This window comes from Mesorhizobium sp. M0904 (assembly GCF_040319475.1).
GTDB lineage: Bacteria > Pseudomonadota > Alphaproteobacteria > Rhizobiales > Rhizobiaceae > Mesorhizobium.
In genome coordinates, this window is record NZ_JAMYOC010000010.1 from 115,906 (window position 1) to 128,697 (window position 12,792).

Genomic DNA, 12,792 nt, shown 5'->3' on the forward strand with positions numbered 1-12,792 from the left:
ATTGGCGCGGCATCACCTGAGAAAAGGATCCGACAATGAAAGTCCTGATGGTACTCACCTCCCACGACACTCTCGGTAACACCGGCAAGAAGACCGGCTTCTGGCTCGAGGAACTGGCAGCCCCCTACTACGTCTTCAAGGACGCTGGCGCCGAGATCACCCTCGCCTCGCCGAAGGGCGGCCAGCCGCCTCTCGATCCGAAAAGCGACGAGCCTATGTTCCAGACCGACCTTACACGGCGCTTCAGTGCTGACGATGTTGCCAAGGCGCAGCTCGCAGAAACCGTGCGCCTGGACAGTGTCGACCAGAAGGACTTCGACACGGTCTTCTACCCCGGCGGCCACGGCCCGTTGTGGGATTTGGCCGAAGATCCGAATTCGATCAAGCTGATCGGATCCTTCATCGCGGCCGGCAAGCCGATCGCCCTCGTTTGCCACGCACCGGGCGTTCTGCATCGCGTGACCAGTCCCGACGGCACGCCGTTTGTGCAGGGACGCTACGTCACCGGCTTCACCAATAGCGAGGAGGAGACCGTAGGTCTCACGAATGTCGTGCCGTTCTTGGTCGAGGACGAGCTGATCAGCCTCGGCGCGGTTTTCTCCAAGGTCAAGGACTCGGGCGTCCACACAGTCGTCGATGGCCAGCTTATCACGGGTCAGAACCCAGCATCATCGAGCGAGGCAGCTGAGGCGCTGCTAGGCGCTTTGAGCCAGAGGAAGAGCAAGACCGCCTGAGCGGTCTGGAACAACCGTGATCTGCCGACGGCTCGCGTCGGCGGATCAACTTCAGAACCCGCTACAGTCTCAAGCCGATCCGAAACGTCTTGCAGTGAAAGGGTCATGTCTCGTGTCCGCGGTGGCGCCACTAATGCCGCATGCGCCAAGCCTGCCCCGACATTTTCGATCAATATTCACGTTGCCGATGCTCCGAGCAACCTCGCCGCGTGGCTGGGCATGCGCAAACCCGAACACTCATTTGGCCTCCGCCTTTACCCGGTCGGCCGCAGCGGCCAGAACGGCGCGATCCCCCTCTTCGTACAAGCGGCGGATGGAGATTGCCTTGACGCGCCAGCCTTCCGGCCCCCGCACCAGCCGGTGGAGATAGCGGCCGCCGACCGTCCAGAAACGCCCGCCGATCCAGTGGGTTGCGCGGACATGGCTGCGCGCAACCGCGTCATTGCCTGCGCCTTCGACAATGATGTTGGTGATGAGGTGCTGGGTGGCGTCGAAGCCTGGAAGCAGTCCTTGCCACTGCGCGATCAGCGCGTCTCGGCCGCTGGTCGCGGCTGCGCCGCCGAAGAGGCTGGTATAGTCGGTCGTGACGCGGGCCGCGAAATAGGATTTGACCCGGTTCCAATCACGCAGATCGGCATACAGCCCGATCCCCGCCACTGCCTCGGCGATGGCCATCCTGTCTTCAACCATCAGCGCAGCTCCCGAGGCGCTCGAAACGGACGCCGAGACGGCGGAAATCATCGCGGCGGAAACCGCCGCGGCCAGGATATGCCGGCGGGTGACGACGCTCATTGTCCCGCCTCCCCCGCACTGCCCAGTGTCGCGCGGAAGTGCGCGGCGACGGCGTCGCTCGCCGCCTTCACCGGCGCGGCGCGATCGTAGAAATCGAATTGGGTGACGTTGTCGAGCCACAGCTCCTGCCTGGAACTGGTCAGCCGCGCGTAGAACTTGTGCGCACCCTGCGGAATGGCAGCCGCCTCGCTATGCACCATCAGAAAGGGCTGGTGCAGGCGCGGGGCAGCCTGGATGGCGTCGAACCTCAGCCAGCCGCGCCAGAAGGCCGGATCGGCCTCGTTACGCCAGGCCGGGATCATGCCGCGATCGGGTTCGGTGTAATAAGGCACCTTGAACATGATCGCGCGATCGTCGCTCAAGCTGGCGGCCGGCAGCAACGCCTGTCTGCCGGTGCGGCGATACGCGGCCTCTGCCGCATCGCTCGCGGCCTCAAGCCTGGCGACGCCTTCCTTGCCGCCATAGGTCTGCTCGACCACTTCGGCATCCTGCAACCAGGGCGCGACGAGAGCGACCGACTTGATCGCGGTATCTTCGGCGGCGGCAGTGACCATGTAGCCGGAGCTGGCGCAAATGCCGAGGCCGCCGATGCGGTCCTGATCGGTCTCGGGCCGGGTCGCGAGATAGGCGACCGCCGCTTCTATGTCGGCGATCTTGGCCTTAGGATCCTCGTACTGGCGGCGTATGCCGCCGCTTTCGCCCCAACCGCGAAAATCGAAGGTCAGGGCGACGAACCCGCGATCCGCCATCTCGCGAGCGTAGCGGGCCGGCATCTGTTCCTTCACCGTCATCCAGGCGCCGGTCACGACCAGCGCGGGCCGAGGTTTTGCCGCGTCCAGATCCTCCGGCAGATAGAGCTCGCCGACGATCTGCTCACCGTGCGAGGAGAATGTGACGCGCTCGACGCGCGGTGCGGCGGCGGCATTGGACGCGGCGAGCGTCACGGCGGTTGCTGCAGCAAGTGTCAGGGTTTTAAGCATTGCAAGTCTCCTTTGGCTTGGAGTGAGAACCGCGGCGTTGCGAAAAAGACCGCCGTCTCAGCGCTCGCCAGCAAGTCGGCCGGGCAGTGGCTTCAGCAGGTAATGCGCCCAGAAGAAGGCGTCCGACTGGTACATGTCGGTCAAAAAATTCTGTGCCTCGGCGATCTTGCCGTCCTTGATGCGGAACATCAGGGCGTAGAGCTGGTCGATCTCGGGACCCGAGCCGACATTCGACCAGCCACGATGGACATCGACGACAAGGTCGCCTTGCGCCTGGAAGAAAATCGGCTCGGCCTTGAATTTGCCGTCGGCCAGGCCGCGGAAGAAGGCGACCACCTCGTCCGGCCCGTGCTTGTCGCCGGCAAGCGGATGATGGCCGGGAATGCGCCACACGATGTCGGGCGCGAGGAAGGGCCGGACGGCCTCGGGATTCCCGGTCGCATAAGCTGCGTAGTAGTCCTTGACGAGTTGGATGTTGCTGTCTTCCAGCGGGCCGCCATTCGCCGGGGCGGCAGACACCGCCAGAAGAGCGGTGGCGGCGAGCGAAGCAAGCCTGGTCATCGGTCCTGTTTCCTTCCCTGTTCGAGCCGTTCCCAACACAGAGGCCCGTTCGTCGGACTCAACATGACGCCTTTTGTTCACCGGAAAAACCAGTAGAATTCGACAGGGCTATTTGGAAAATCCTTACAATGCGCCTCGACCAGCTCAGCGGCATCGTCGCCTTCGTAAAAGTTGCGGAGGCCAAAAGCTTCACCCGCGCCGCCGCCGAGCTCGGCGTCGCTCCGGCCTCGTTGAGCGAGGCGGTCAAGGGGCTCGAGGAGCGTCTGGGGGTGCGGCTGCTCAATCGGACGACTCGCAGCGTTGGCTTGACCGAAGCTGGCGCCCAATACCTCGACCACGTGCGCCCGGCAGCCGAAGATATCCGGGCGGCTGGTGCGGCACTGCGCGAAGCTCGCGACCGTCCCGCCGGCACGCTGCGCCTCAGCCTGCCCTGGATCGCCGCCCCGCTGCTGATCGAGCCACTGATGCGGCCGTTCATGGATGCTTATCCCGAAGTGCGGCTTAGTCTGATTTTCGACGACAGCTTCGTAGACATCGCCGCCGAGGGCTTCGACGCCGGTCTGCGCATCGGCGAGCTTCTCGACAAAGACATGATCGGCGCGCGTCTGGGCGGGCCTCTGCAGATGGTCGTGGTGGGCAGCCCGGACTATCTGGCGCGCAACGATACGCCGAAGCGGCCGGCCGACCTCGCCGCCCATCGCTGCATCGCATTCGCCCTCACCCGCGCGATTTCGCCATGGGAATTCATCGTGGAGGGACGCGAAGTCGCATTCACGCCGGACGCATGTCTGGTCGCGAACACGCTTCCGCTGTGCATTACCGCCGCCGCGCAAGGGCTTGGCCTCGCCTTCGCGGTCGAGGGCGTCGCCGCGCCGCTTCTTGCCTCAGGCGCGCTGGTCAAGGTGCTGGAGCCTTTCTGTCCCGCTTACGAGCCGCTCCACCTCTATTATCCCAGCCGCCGCCTCGTACCGCCGAAGCTGCGGGCCTTCATCGACTTCGTGCGCGCGAACGCTCACAAGCTGCGTATCTGATGTGACCTTTCGAGAACCCGGCCCCGTTTAGCCCCAGGCGCCGACCATCTGCCTGGTAGTTGCGTTGAGCCGGTTGAATGCGTTGATCAGGGCAATCTGGATGACCAGGGCGGCAAGGGCCTTTTCGGCACCGGATCCGGCCGGTCAGCCAACCGGGTTGCCGCCTCGGTCAGCGCCAGCGCGCCGCGCTCGGCGTCGGTGAAGTAAGGTGTTTCCCGCCAGGCGGACACGGTGAAGACGCGCTCGTCCTTTTCACCGGCCTTCTTCAATTCGCGCGCATGCATATCGATACAGACGTTGCATCCGTTGATCTGGCTGGCGCGCAAATGGACGAGCTTGCGCGTCACATAGGACAGATCAGCCGGCGCGAGCAGCGCCTGCAGGGCCCCCGGGAATGAGCATCACCGGGTTTTTCAATCGTGCTTGTACAATGGCCTCCTTCAGGCGTGTTTTCGCAAACCCGGACGCCGAACATCCGGGTCTCGACATCCTGGCTCTGTCAGTTCGCCGGCCGCCGCGTTGCGGCGAGCACAGGGATCTTCAGCTTTGCGAGGCAGTCACCTGCTCAAGCCGCTCGAGAATGCGCGGCCAGCCGCTTCCCATTCCGATGTACCCGCGCTGGTCCTCGGCCCGGAACCCGGAATGCTCCATGCGCACCCGGGTCGCCGTACCTTCGGGCGTCAACGACCATGTCACGACGGTCTTCAGACCGCTGTCGGATTCGGTGCCGTCGCCCCAGCTGTAGGCGAGTAGGCGCGGCGGCTCGATCTTCAGCACCTCGCAGTTCGTCACGCCGGACCAGCCCGGTACCGGCGTCGCGTGAAAGGTGAAGCGATGGCCTTGCACCGGCGCGAAGTCGTTCTTCATCAGCCATTCGGCAACCAGATGCGGCACGGTCAGTGCGCGCCAAATCTTTTCAGCCGCGTGCGGTATGAGACGCTCGACGACAATGGATTTGGTTTCGACTGTAGTTGCTCCAGTCATAACTTCGGACCCGTTGTTTGCGGTTTGGCTCGTCTGTTCACCAACGCGCTCTCTACGAGAACCAATAACCCACCAGCTATCGTTTACGTATAACTCTGGGGTTATGAATGTGTCAAGCGGCGGAATGGCCGGCGCCATCGCAAGCACTTGAGCCAACAGTTGCGGCTTTCATCGCACCATGCCCGATGCTACCGCTGGCCAGCTGAAATCATGAATGGATCCCCCATGCCCGAGACCGAACGCCCTCGCCTGCCGCTGATCGAGATCTGCGTCGAAGGCATAGACGGCCTGCTGGCCGCGCAAGCCGCTGGCGCCGACCGTGTCGAGCTCTGTGCCAGCCTGATCGAAGGCGGCATCACACCGAGCTTCGGCACGGTGCGCACGGCGCTCGAGCTGGCGACGATCCCGTTCCACGTCATCGTGCGGCCGCGCGGCGGTGATTTTCTCTATAGCGAAGCCGAATATCGTTCGATGCTCGCCGATGTCCACGCGCTTGCCGACACCGACGTCGCCGGTGTCGTTATCGGCTGCCTTAATGCCGACGGCACGATCGATGAACAGCGCATGAGCGAACTGGTGCAGGCGGCGGGGCGATTGAACGTCACCTGCCACCGCGCCTTCGACATGACGCGCGACCCGACAGAGGCGCTGGAGACACTGATCCGCTGCAAGGTCGGCCGCGTGCTGACCAGCGGCCAGCGCGACACGGCGCTCGAGGGCGCTGACCTGCTCGCCGATCTTGTCAGGCAGGCTGGCGACCGCATCATCATCCTCGGCTGCGGCGGGCTTGACCCAGAGAACATCGGCAAGGTGCGGAGGAAAACCGGGTTGAGCGAAATGCATTTCGCCGCGCTCAAGGACGTGCCGAGTGCCATGCGTTACCGCAACCCAAGGGTCGGCATGGGCGGCACCGATCTCGACCGCGAATACCGCAACACCGTGACCGACGAGGCGAGGGTGGCGGCGACCATTGCCGCCGTCCGGACATGATCCCGGAAGACAGAAAAAACATGATCGAAACGCGTTTGCCGATCGAGCGGGTTTCGCCGCGTGATGAGCCGGCCGTCCTCGCGCTAAACAACGAGCACGCCGCCGAATTGTCGTGGCTCGAACCCGAGCACCTTTCCTTCCTGCTCGGCGAAGCGTTTTACGCACGCCGTATCGGTTCGCTCGAAGCCTTCATCATGACCTTCGACCAGGACGCCAGCTACGACAGCCCCAACTTCCTGTGGTTTCGCCGGCGCTATCCGCGGTTCGTCTATGTCGATCGCGTCGTGGTCGCCGCCGCAGCGCGCGGGCGCGGCCATGCCCGCCGGCTGTATGAGGATCTGTTCGAGCAGGCGTCACGCGCCAGCCAGGCGATCGTCACCTGCGAAGTCAATGCCGAGCCGCCCAATCCGGCTTCGGACGCCTTCCATGCCGCACTCGGCTTTGCGGAAGTGGGCGACGCGGTAATCCACGATGGCAGGAAAGCCGTGCGGTATTATGCAAGGCGGATCGCCGGCTAAAACGGCGGGCGCCGTTCGCCCTACCAATTGCGGTTCAGCCAGGAGCGGGCCGGCCTTTCGATGATGTAGTAGCTGCACAGCGCGCAAGCGAACGCCGCCGCCAGCATCAGCCACGGCGAACTGCCTTTTATGTCGACGAATTGATAAAAGGGCTGCTGCCACAGATAGAGCGAGTACGACCACAGGCCCAGCATCGTCATCGGCAGGGACGACAGAACCCCGGTCAGGTAGCGGCTGCTGAAGTCGAGCAAATTGACGGCGAGCGCCAGCAGCGGCACCGCGACCAGATAGTGGATGGGGGTTGGCACGGCAGCCATGAAAAGGAGCACAGCCACGACTGTGGCCGCCAGGGCAACGTGCGGCCCCTTGAGCAGCGCCGGCAGCCTGTCGTCGGCCTTGAGCAGGCATAACACCGCCGACAGCAGGATCGAGGCGATGTGCACGTCGGTGCGCCAATAGGTGCCCTCGTAGCCTATTGCGAGCACCCAGTAGGAGATGGCGCCGTTCGCCATGGCCAGCAGCGACAATGCGCCGAGCAGCATGATGACGCGGGACCGTCCACGGACGACGACGCTGATCAGAGCCAGAATGATATACGCATGCTCTTCGACGCAGAGCGACCAGATATGGTCGAGCGAGCCGGCGCGGGTAACGAGAACTCCGGCGTAATTGTAGGTGAACGTCAGCGCCGTCAGCGCCGCCTTCCACTTGAAGGCGATGAACGTGCCGGACAAGGCGATCATCGCGACGACGACGAAAACCAGCAGTGCCGGATAGATGCGGGAGAACCGGCGCTTGAAGAATTTCTTCAGCGGATAGTATTCGACGAACAGGATCTCGGCCATCAGCCGGCCGCTGAGCACGAAGAAGAATTCGACGCCCAGGACGCCGAGATTGATGCCGGGAACGGGGAAGAAATGGCCGATCAGCACCAGCGCGATCGACAGGCCGCGCCAGCCGTCAAGATAGGCAAGCCTCGCCCTTGACGATGTGTCGGCGACAGGCCTGGCCACGACAAGACGCGTCGCGGAGATGTCCGTCATGCCGGTCCCCTCTGCGAAAGGCGGGCTCAAGGCCGCATTCTCAGCCATATTGCAGTGCACTACAACTTTGTGCAAGTGCGAGATAACGACACGCCCGACGGGACGCACACCTTCCGTCCGTGAGCGGCTGCGCTGACGCCGTCAAACGGTAGAAACTTCAAATCCATCATGTTGGCTCATTGCCAAAGCGCCGCTTCAAGACAACAATGACCTCGACGCCGGCGCGCCAGACGCGCACAAAAAAGCGTCGGAGGAAATGGAGGAGGAAGCCGCTGGCCAAGTCACGGACGCGCTATGCATGCGGCCTCTCGGTGCTCACCACCGACGAATCCGACGCGGATGCGTTCGCCCGGGCGGTGGCAGCGGAAGCAGTGGCCATTGACGCCGGGTTTGCCCTCCTGTTTTTCTCGCAGAGACTCATAGAGGCCGTCGCCCTGTCGGAAGCGCTGAAGACCCACGCGCCGGCGCTCCACTATGCCGGTTGCTCGACGGCCGGTGAGATAACGCCCAAAGGGCTGGAGGAAGGCCAGATCCTGGCTATGCTGCTTCCCTCCGCATCGTTTTCGGCAGCCAGCACCATGGTCGAAAATCTGTCCTCATCGGGCATGGACGGGATTACCGGCGAAGTCGAGGCGCTGAGGCGGTCATTACGCGAGCGCCTCGGGCACGAGCGAGCCGACACCACTTTCGCGCTCTGCTTGATCGACGGCCTGTCTCATGCCGAAGAAGCGGTGACCTCCGCCATCCATTGGGGGCTCGACGATATTCCATTGATCGGCGGGTCGGCTGGCGATGATTTGAAATTCGAGACAACGCGGCTGATCTCGAACGGCAAAGTGACCTCCGACAGCGCCATCATCGTGCTGATCACCACGGAAATTCCTTTCCACGTGTTCAAGACCGACAATTTCGTTCCCACCGACGAGAAGCTGGTGGTGACGGCATCCGATCCCGACCACCGCATCGTGCGCGAATTCAACGCCACCATTGCCGCCGAGGAATATGCCGCCTCGGTCGGCGTCGTCGCGCAGATGCTGACGCCACTGAGTTTTGCCTCGCACCCGGTGGTGGTGAAAGTCGGCGGCGAATTTTACTGCCGTTCAATCCAGAAGATGCACGCGGACGGCTCGCTGTCGTTCTTCTGCGCCATCGACGATGGTGTCGTGCTTGCCGTCGCCCAGCCTAAGGACATGGTCGAGGCGACCCGCGCCGCTCTCAGCGACGTCAGTGAAAGGCTTGGCGGCATCGACCTGATCCTCGGTTTCGACTGCGTGCTGCGCCGGCTCGACGCGCGCAATCGGCAGGTCTATCGCGAGATTTCGGAACTCTACAAGGTCAACAACGTCCTCGGCTTCGGCACCTATGGCGAACAGTACCGTTCGATGCATCTGAACCAGACCTTCACCGGCATCGCCTTCGGTGAACGCAATGCGGCCGAAGCGGCGGAGTAGGAAATCCGGCATGCCGCTCAGGAACATCGACGACCTGGAAAGGCTGAAGAAGATCAACGCCGCGCTGATCAGCCGCGTCGAGCGCTCCATGGACCAGCAAGGCAATGCTTTTTCGCTGTTCCAGACCGCCATTTCGCTCGAGAGCCGGGTGCGCAGCCGCACCGAAGAGCTGCATTCGACCTTGCGCCGGCTGGAGCAGTCGAACATCGACTTGAATGCAGCCAAGGAAAACGCCGAGCTGGCGAACCTGTCCAAGACCAGGTTCCTTGCGGCCGCCAGCCATGACGTGCTGCAGCCGCTGAACGCCGCGCATCTGTCGGTCTCGGCACTTGCCGAAGTACAGACCAGCGAGGAAGGCAGAAACCTGGTCCGCCAGGTCGAGCGATCGCTGGAGACGATGGAGGACCTGCTCCGCACCTTGCTCGACATTTCCAAGCTCGATGCCGGCGTCGTGCAGCCCGACATCACCGATGTCAGCCTGGAGACGCTGTTTTCCTCTCTGCGCTCGGATTTTCAGCCGGTCGCGGAGATGAAGGGGCTGACGCTGAAGTTCCGGCCGGTCGATGCGCTCGTTCGTTCGGACCGAACCTTGCTGCGCCGCATCCTGCAGAACATCCTGTCCAATGCACTGCGCTATACCCGCTCGGGCGGCGTGTTGGTCGGCACCAGGCATCGCGGCGACACGATCCGCATCGACGTCGCCGATACCGGCTGCGGCATCCCCGACGACCAGCGCGAGGCGGTGTTCGAGGAATTCCATCGGGGCGTGATCCCGACGGATGCCGGGCTTGCCGCCGGCGGGCTGGGGTTGGGGCTGGCCATCGTGCGCCGCATCGCCGCGGCACTCGGCCATCCCGTCACGTTTTCGTCGAAGGTCGGACATGGCACGATTTTCCATATCGACGTTCCGGTCGGGATCGGCGACACGGCCGATCCAATCGCCGGCACCGTTGACATGGAGCGGCCGCGCGGCTACGGTCTGTTCGGCACAAGGGTGCTGCTGGTCGAGAACGACATCGAGGTGCTGCAGGCGATGACCTCCCTGCTCGAGCGCTGGCAATGCCTGGTGCGCCCCGCCACCTCGACCGGTGACGCGCTCGACATGCTTGGCGATACCGACTGGTTGCCAGACATTGTCATAGCCGACCAGCATCTCGACGGCGGCGACCTCGGCACCACCACAATCGCCGAGGTCCGTGATTATCTCGGCCGCGCCGTGCCGGCGCTGATCGTCACCGCCGACGGTTCGGAGACCGTCGCCAACGCCGCCCGCGCCGCCGGCATCGAGCTGATGCGCAAGCCGCTGAAGCCCGCGCAGCTACGGGCGCTGCTGGCGCATCTGCTGGCTTGAACTGGTCGTATCTTCCCAGCACACGGGGTCACCGTATTCCAGCCATTACTTGTGCCTAGGCGGTAATTCATATGAAGCAGGTTCACTTCTTCGCGCTAAAGGATGATCTTCTCCCTGTGTTGGAAGCTGTAGAGCATGTAATTCCGATAAAATACATTCTCATGGGTCAGTTTCCCACGATGGAATTTGAAACTTTTAGCAATGGAAGGCAAATTCCCAGTCTTGGGCAATCAGCCACTGGATCGGCTTCCAGCGCTCAATCATTTCTTGTCACTCGCCGCGACATTCCGATTGAGGTGAGGCCGATAAAAACAGTCTCGGGTATCCGATATTTGTTAGATCAGCTTAGCAATCCGGACACAGTGACGCTGTCCCCCGGTGGGCGATGGGGGTGAAGATGTTGTCATAAATGGCCGCGTGGCAACAGCCTCCGACGCGCCGCTTGCTCAGGAGCTGATGAAAATTTTTAACAGGGTATTCAAAAAGCAATTTAGTAAAATTAAAGCATTCTACGTGGGACCCGGGGCCGCCATTTTACTAGACGCGGGAAAGCGGCTAACTGCTGCAGAGCAATCGCCGCGTGAATTTGATCTGACTAGAGAGGCGCGGGTTGCTTAGCTGGTGTCAGGAACGTGAGAGCCGCCGTTAGTCTAGTCCGATTGCGGTGACACGAGTGCGGTGGACTACAGTGACAGTGCGCTTTTTAGCGAGCCCTCTCAGAACCCCGCCGGATCGCGAAACAGCTCGGCATTGTCCAGCTTCGAGACCTCGATCACCGCCTGGGTGCGGCTGTAGACGTTGAGCTTGCGCAGAATTTCCGAGACATGCGCCTTGACCGTGGTCTCGCCGACCTGCAGCTCGTAGGCGATCTGTTTGTTGAGCAGGCCCTGGCGCAGCATCTGCAGCACCTTGAGCTGCTGCGGCGTCAGCGTGGCCAGGCGCTGTACCATCTCGGCGCGGTCGGTGCTGTCGGCGTCGGGCGGTCGGCCCTCATAGGTCTGGGGAACATAGATCGCACCTTCCATCACCGAGCGGATAGCCGCGGCAAGATCGCTCTTGCGTGCCGATTTCGGGATGAAGCCGGCCGCGCCGTAGGACAGCGCCTCGGAAATGATCTTCGGCTCCTCATAGCCGGAGACGATGACGACCGGCAGGCGCGGATAACGCGTCCTGAGCTGCAGCAGCCCGTCAAAGCCATGCACGTCGGGCATACTGAGATCGAGCAGTGCGAGGTCGAACGGCTTGGCATCCGTCAGAAGCTCGAGCGCCTCGGCAATCGAGCGCGCTTCCACCGTGTCGACCTCCGGATAGGCCATCTGCACTGCGCTGTGCAGGGCCTCGCGAAACAGCGGATGGTCGTCGATGATGAGGAACCGGGCGCGATCGTTGACTGCGGTCATTAGCTTCACTTCGGTTCGGTCTGGTCTGGTCTGGTCTGGTCTGGTCTGGTCTAGAATAGTCCGGCAACCATGGCCAGCTTATTGCCAAATAGTACATTGCCATCTTGGCTGGCTAAATCAGGATGGACCGACGATTTCCGCGGCACCGTGCGGCAGGCCTGCTCTTCCGCCATCCAATGCCTTGCCCGTTTGCCCAAATCGGCCGAATGTGCCGGCGACAGATCCACTGAACAGAGACAGTGCATGACCGGCTTCGTCCTTCCCCTGCCCGCAACCCCGTCGGTGGCCGTGGCCGGCTCGCCGGAGCGTTTTGCCGTGCGCCGCATTTTCTGCGTCGGCCGCAACTACGCCGCCCATGCCCGCGAGCTCGGCAATGACGAGCGCGATCCGCCCTTCTTCTTCACCAAACCGGGCGACGCAGTGGTCGACGCGGTAGTCGGTTCGGGCACCACGGTCCCCTACCCACCGCTGACCCGAAACCTGCACCACGAAATCGAGCTGGTCGTCGCGATCGGCAAGACCGGCTTTCGCATCCCGCGCCAGCGGGCGCTGGACCATGTCTGGGGTTACGGCGTCGGCGTCGACCTGACCCGCCGCGACCTTCAGGACGAGGCGAAAAAGGCGGCACGACCGTGGGACTGGTCGAAAGCCTTCGACCGTTCAGCGCCCTGCGGCCCGCTGGTCCCGGCGCAACAATCCGGTCATCCCGAAAACGGCCGCATCTGGCTCGCGGTCGACGGCGAGATCAGGCAGGACGGCGACCTTGCCGAACTGATCTGGCCGGTTCCCGACATCGTCTCGATTTGCAGCGAGGCGGTAGAACTTAGGCCCGGCGACCTGATCTTCACCGGCACGCCGGCCGGCGTCGGCGCCGTTGGGCCGGGCGAAAAGATCACCGGCGGCGTCGACGGCATCGGCGAAATCGAACTGACCATCGGCCAACCGAGCCCGTGACAC

Annotated in this window: 13 protein-coding genes and 1 pseudogene; 7 read left to right on the forward strand and 7 right to left on the reverse strand. The window is 63.0% G+C overall.

Annotated features, from left to right (window positions below):
- Positions 1 to 35: 35 nt before the first annotated feature.
- A complete protein-coding gene (locus NKH80_RS12820; protein ID WP_352991823.1) occupies positions 36 to 734 on the forward strand; it encodes a type 1 glutamine amidotransferase domain-containing protein in 699 nt (232 codons plus the stop codon).
- A 237-nt stretch (positions 735 to 971) separates the two neighbouring features.
- Here the strand turns inward: NKH80_RS12820 and NKH80_RS12825 are convergent, their stop codons facing one another.
- From NKH80_RS12825 to NKH80_RS12835, 3 genes are read right to left on the reverse strand one after another with little or no spacing between them, the layout of a single operon-like run.
- Positions 972 to 1,526: a nuclear transport factor 2 family protein gene (locus NKH80_RS12825; protein WP_352505815.1), complete on the reverse strand. Its 555-nt coding sequence runs from the start codon at positions 1,524 to 1,526 to the stop codon at positions 972 to 974.
- Entirely contained in the window at positions 1,523 to 2,506 is a 984-nt protein-coding gene (locus tag NKH80_RS12830) for an alpha/beta hydrolase (RefSeq protein WP_352777459.1), read from the reverse strand. Before NKH80_RS12830 ends, NKH80_RS12825 begins: the two co-directional genes overlap by 4 nt.
- A gap of 57 nt (positions 2,507 to 2,563) precedes the next feature.
- Positions 2,564 to 3,067 (reverse strand): nuclear transport factor 2 family protein, encoded by a 504-nt coding sequence (locus NKH80_RS12835; protein WP_352777461.1) that lies wholly within the window; start codon positions 3,065 to 3,067, stop codon positions 2,564 to 2,566.
- A 128-nt stretch (positions 3,068 to 3,195) separates the two neighbouring features.
- Here NKH80_RS12835 and NKH80_RS12840 point away from each other — a divergent pair, with 128 nt between their 5' ends.
- Positions 3,196 to 4,098: a LysR family transcriptional regulator gene (locus NKH80_RS12840; RefSeq protein WP_352777463.1), complete on the forward strand. Its 903-nt coding sequence runs from the start codon at positions 3,196 to 3,198 to the stop codon at positions 4,096 to 4,098.
- Positions 4,099 to 4,125: 27 nt separating this feature from the next.
- Here the strand turns inward: NKH80_RS12840 and NKH80_RS12845 are convergent.
- Positions 4,126 to 4,587: pseudogene (locus NKH80_RS12845) on the reverse strand (carboxymuconolactone decarboxylase family protein).
- A gap of 51 nt (positions 4,588 to 4,638) precedes the next feature.
- Positions 4,639 to 5,082, reverse strand: a complete 444-nt coding sequence (locus NKH80_RS12850) for an SRPBCC family protein (RefSeq protein WP_352991826.1) — start codon at positions 5,080 to 5,082, stop codon at positions 4,639 to 4,641.
- Positions 5,083 to 5,307: 225 nt separating this feature from the next.
- Here NKH80_RS12850 and NKH80_RS12855 point away from each other — a divergent pair, with 225 nt between their 5' ends.
- Complete coding sequence (locus NKH80_RS12855) at positions 5,308 to 6,072, forward strand: copper homeostasis protein CutC (RefSeq protein ID WP_352704589.1); 765 nt, start codon at positions 5,308 to 5,310, stop codon at positions 6,070 to 6,072.
- A gap of 20 nt (positions 6,073 to 6,092) precedes the next feature.
- Complete coding sequence (locus tag NKH80_RS12860) at positions 6,093 to 6,590, forward strand: GNAT family N-acetyltransferase (RefSeq protein ID WP_352876348.1); 498 nt, start codon at positions 6,093 to 6,095, stop codon at positions 6,588 to 6,590.
- Positions 6,591 to 6,610: 20 nt separating this feature from the next.
- Here the strand turns inward: NKH80_RS12860 and NKH80_RS12865 are convergent, their stop codons facing one another.
- Positions 6,611 to 7,633, reverse strand: coding sequence for an acyltransferase family protein (locus NKH80_RS12865; RefSeq protein ID WP_254818249.1), 1,023 nt, complete (start codon positions 7,631 to 7,633; stop codon positions 6,611 to 6,613).
- A 206-nt stretch (positions 7,634 to 7,839) separates the two neighbouring features.
- On the opposite strand from NKH80_RS12865, the gene NKH80_RS12870 reads away from it, so the two are divergent.
- Positions 7,840 to 9,084 carry an FIST N-terminal domain-containing protein gene (locus NKH80_RS12870; protein WP_352991830.1) on the forward strand — a complete coding sequence of 415 codons (1,245 nt, stop codon included), beginning with the start codon at positions 7,840 to 7,842 and terminating at the stop codon, positions 9,082 to 9,084.
- A 10-nt stretch (positions 9,085 to 9,094) separates the two neighbouring features.
- Positions 9,095 to 10,435 carry an ATP-binding response regulator gene (locus tag NKH80_RS12875; RefSeq protein WP_254818247.1) on the forward strand — a complete coding sequence of 447 codons (1,341 nt, stop codon included), beginning with the start codon at positions 9,095 to 9,097 and terminating at the stop codon, positions 10,433 to 10,435.
- Between the two features lie 716 nt (positions 10,436 to 11,151).
- Here the strand turns inward: NKH80_RS12875 and NKH80_RS12880 are convergent.
- The gene (locus NKH80_RS12880) at positions 11,152 to 11,835 is read right to left on the reverse strand and encodes a response regulator (protein WP_254818245.1); all 684 of its coding nucleotides are present in this window, start codon (positions 11,833 to 11,835) and stop codon (positions 11,152 to 11,154) included.
- A 243-nt stretch (positions 11,836 to 12,078) separates the two neighbouring features.
- Here NKH80_RS12880 and NKH80_RS12885 point away from each other — a divergent pair, with 243 nt between their 5' ends.
- Positions 12,079 to 12,789, forward strand: coding sequence for a fumarylacetoacetate hydrolase family protein (locus tag NKH80_RS12885; protein ID WP_352991832.1), 711 nt, complete (start codon positions 12,079 to 12,081; stop codon positions 12,787 to 12,789).
- The last annotated feature ends 3 nt before the right edge of the window (positions 12,790 to 12,792 follow it).

Excerpts from the sequence above, each read along its gene's own strand:
- NKH80_RS12885 (WP_352991832.1), top strand. The coding sequence starts at position 12,079 with ATGACCGGCTTCGTCCTTCCCCTGCCCGCAACCCCGTCGGTGGCCGTG.
- NKH80_RS12830 (WP_352777459.1), bottom strand. The coding sequence starts at position 2,506 with ATGCTTAAAACCCTGACACTTGCTGCAGCAACCGCCGTGACGCTCGCC.
- NKH80_RS12850 (WP_352991826.1), bottom strand. The coding sequence starts at position 5,082 with ATGACTGGAGCAACTACAGTCGAAACCAAATCCATTGTCGTCGAGCGT.
- NKH80_RS12870 (WP_352991830.1), top strand. The coding sequence starts at position 7,840 with ATGACCTCGACGCCGGCGCGCCAGACGCGCACAAAAAAGCGTCGGAGG.
- NKH80_RS12855 (WP_352704589.1), top strand. The coding sequence starts at position 5,308 with ATGCCCGAGACCGAACGCCCTCGCCTGCCGCTGATCGAGATCTGCGTC.
- NKH80_RS12835 (WP_352777461.1), bottom strand. The coding sequence starts at position 3,067 with ATGACCAGGCTTGCTTCGCTCGCCGCCACCGCTCTTCTGGCGGTGTCT.
- NKH80_RS12875 (WP_254818247.1), top strand. The coding sequence starts at position 9,095 with ATGCCGCTCAGGAACATCGACGACCTGGAAAGGCTGAAGAAGATCAAC.
- NKH80_RS12840 (WP_352777463.1), top strand. The coding sequence starts at position 3,196 with ATGCGCCTCGACCAGCTCAGCGGCATCGTCGCCTTCGTAAAAGTTGCG.
- NKH80_RS12865 (WP_254818249.1), bottom strand. The coding sequence starts at position 7,633 with ATGACGGACATCTCCGCGACGCGTCTTGTCGTGGCCAGGCCTGTCGCC.
- NKH80_RS12880 (WP_254818245.1), bottom strand. The coding sequence starts at position 11,835 with ATGACCGCAGTCAACGATCGCGCCCGGTTCCTCATCATCGACGACCAT.
- NKH80_RS12860 (WP_352876348.1), top strand. The coding sequence starts at position 6,093 with ATGATCGAAACGCGTTTGCCGATCGAGCGGGTTTCGCCGCGTGATGAG.
- NKH80_RS12825 (WP_352505815.1), bottom strand. The coding sequence starts at position 1,526 with ATGAGCGTCGTCACCCGCCGGCATATCCTGGCCGCGGCGGTTTCCGCC.
- NKH80_RS12820 (WP_352991823.1), top strand. The coding sequence starts at position 36 with ATGAAAGTCCTGATGGTACTCACCTCCCACGACACTCTCGGTAACACC.